Origin of the sequence: Candidatus Protofrankia californiensis (assembly GCF_900634765.1) — a bacterium.
In the GTDB taxonomy this organism is placed as follows: Bacteria; Actinomycetota; Actinomycetes; order Frankiales; family Frankiaceae; genus Protofrankia; species Protofrankia californiensis.
In genome coordinates this window covers 1-3,242 of the sequence record NZ_CAAAFT010000362.1, presented here as the reverse complement: position 1 = coordinate 3,242, position 3,242 = coordinate 1, and the positions used below count along the sequence as shown (strand labels likewise).

Genomic DNA, 3,242 nt, shown 5'->3' with positions numbered 1-3,242 from the left:
CCGTGGGCTGGCACGCGGCGAGGGCGTGAAGCTCGTCGGCGGCGCGCTCCGTGGCGCTGGCACGGCGTTGGCCGCTCGTGGGCGCAATATGCTGTCGGTGGCCAAGTGGGGGCTTTCCAACCCGCGGGCACACGGGGTCGAGGCCATCAAACGCCTGGTTCGGCTGGACCCGATCGATGTTGCGACCGGCGACATGGTGCTGACCCAGACCGATGTGGAGCTGCCCGGTTTACTGCCGCTGCTGCTGTCCCGGACGCACATTTCCTCCTATCGGTTGGGCGGCTGGTTTGGCCGGTCGTGGGCTTCCACGCTCGACCAGCGGATCGAGGTGGATGACAACGGGGTCTATTTTGCCACCGCGGACGGGATGACCTTGGTTTATGCGGCGGTCCTGGATACCGACGGGCCGGTGCTGCCGGTGGAGGGGCCGCGCTGGCCATTGGCGCGCGGCGCTGACGGGACTTACGCGGTCAGCGACCCATCGACGGGGTGGACCTGGCATTTCGCCCCACCGCACGGGGCAGCCGGTGGGCCGCGGCCGTCCGGTGAACCCGTCCAGTGGCCGGTGAGCGCGTTGACCGACCGCAACGGCAACCGCATTGATTGTGTCTACGACGATGACGGTGTTCCGGTCGAGGTTGTCCATTCCGGCGGTTACCGGGTCCGTGTTGACACACGGCAGCACCGGGTCGTCGCGCTGGCATTACTCGGCGGTGACAGTGACCACGACGGTGACAATGGCGGGTCCGCAGCCATGCTGGTGCGGTTCGGCTACAACGATGCCGGTGACCTTGCTGAGGTCGTTAATTCCTCGGGCCAACCGCTGCGCTACGACTACGATAACGACGGTCGCATTGTGCAGTGGACAGACCGCAACGCCACCGAATACCGGTATACCTATGATCCCTCCGGCCGGTGCGTGGCCACGGCGGGCAGCGGAGGGTGTCTGACCGGCCAGCTGCGGTACGACACCGAGCGGCGCATCACCACCGTCGTCGACTCGCTGGGCCACGCGACGATCTACCGCCGAAACGACGAGCTGCAGGTCGAATCGGTCACCGACCCGCTCGGCAATACCATCCGATACACCTGGGACCGCTGCGACCGCAAGCAATCCGAGACCGACCCGCTGGGCCGTACCGTCCGTTATGCCTACGATGCCGACGGCAACCTGGTAGAGGTCATCAGGCCGGACGGCAGCCGCGCGACCGCGCAGTGGAACGATCTGCGGCTGCCGGTGACGCTCGTCGAACCGGACGGCGCCCGCTGGGAACGTTCCTACGATGGCCGCGGCAACCTGACCGCTGTGGTCGACCCGGCCAGCGCGCGGACGGTGTTCGCCTATGACGACCGCGGCCGGCTCACGACCGTCACCGACGCGCTCGGCCACACCCGGCGGATCGCAACCGACGCCGCCGGCCTGCCTATTGCGGTGACCGATCCGCTCGGGGCGGTCACGTCCTACGATCGGGACGCCTTCGGTCATGTGGTGGCCGTGGCCGACCCGATCGGTGGGATCACCCGGTTCACCTGGACGGTCGAGGGCAAGATTGCTTCCCATGCTCTGCCGGACGGCGCTGTCGAACGCTGGACCTACGACGGGGAGGGCAACCTCGTCGAGCACATCGACGCGGCCGGCCTGGTGACCCGCACCGAGGCCACGCACTTCGACCTTCCCGCCGCGCGTACCAGTCCGGACGGGGCGCGGCTGGCCTTCGCCTACGACACCGAGCTGCGGCTGGTCGCCGTCACCAACCCGCAGGGTCTGGTCTGGCGGTACGACTACGACGCAGCCGGGAACCTCGTCCGGGAGACCGACTTCAACGGGCGCGTCCTGGCCTACGTTCATGACGCCGCCGGCCAACTTGTCGAACGCACCAACGGTGCCGGTGAGACCGTGCGGTTCACCCGCGACCTGCTCGGTAACGTTACCGAGCAACGCAGCGCGAACGGTGCGGCGACGTTCGCCCACGACACGGCGGGAAGGGTGGTGCGGGCGACGAACTCCGACGCCGACTGCACGCTCCAGCGGGATGCTCTCGGCCGGGTGCTGGCCGAGACCTGCAACGGCCGGACGGTCTCGTCGACCTACGACGCGCTCGGCCGGCGGGTGCGGCGAGTGACGCCATCCGGAGCGGAGAGCGTCTGGGAGTATGACCCGAACGACCTACCGCTGTTGCTGCATACCGCCGGTCGGACGGTGCGTTTCATCCACGACGAAGCCGGCCGGGAGGTGGAGCGCAGCCTCGACACCGGCGTCGTGCTGGCGCAGGCGTGGGATGCCAACCACCTCCTGCTCTCGCAGACCGTGACCGTGGGCGGGCCGGGGACCGCGCGGCAGGCACGGCTGCTCCAGCGCCGCGACTACAGCTACAGCCCGGACGGCTACGTCACCGAGATCGACGACATGCTCGCCGGCTTGCGCCGGTTCGACCTCGATCCGGCGCGGCGGGTCACCGCCGTCCATGGAGCGAACTGGTCCGAGCGCTACGCCTACGACGCCGCGGGTAACATCACCGATGCGTCCTGGCCGCTGCCCGCGCAGCGTGACGGTCGTGACGGGCTGGACACCGCCGCGCAGGGTGGACAGGAGTACACCGGTACGTTGATCCGCCGCGCTGGCAGCGTCCGCTACGAGCACGACGGTCAGGGCCGGGTAACGCTGCGCCAGCAGAAGCGACTGTCGGCGAAACCGCGTACCTGGCGCTACACATGGGACGCCGACGACCGCCTCACCGGTGTGACCACACCCGACGGCCGGCGCTGGCGCTACCTGTACGACCCGTTCGGCCGCCGCATCGCCAAACAGAGCCTCGCCGGCACCGGCGCCGGCGGGGTGGCCGAGCGGGTCGACTTCGCCTGGGACGGCGTCGTCCTCGCCGAACAGCACCACACCGCCGCGGACGACTCGACACCCCGCGTCACCACCTGGGATTGGGAACCGGACGGCTTCCGACCCCTCACCCAGACCGACCGCTGCCCGTTCGGCGATGGCAAGGGCGTTGCCTCGAACGGTGCCACCGACGACACCGCCGGCAATGCCGACCACACCGTTGACGATCGCGCTGGCCGGAGCGTCGGCGAGAGCCCAAATGATCCCAGCCAGGAGTGGTTCGACGCCCGGTTCCACGCTATCGTCACCGATCTTGTCGGCACCCCCACCGAACTGGTCGACCCTGACGGTGAGCTCGCCTGGCGCACCCGCACCACCCTCTGGGGCGCCAGCTCGCAGCCCACCGCCG

The 3,242-nt window shown here is 69.2% G+C and carries 1 protein-coding gene; it reads left to right on the top strand.

Going from position 1 to position 3,242, the window contains the following annotated elements; genetic code table 11:
* The coding region (locus DD1DGNOD_RS18745; protein WP_131770725.1) for a DUF6531 domain-containing protein at positions 1-3,242 on the top strand (3,242 nt) is incomplete at both ends.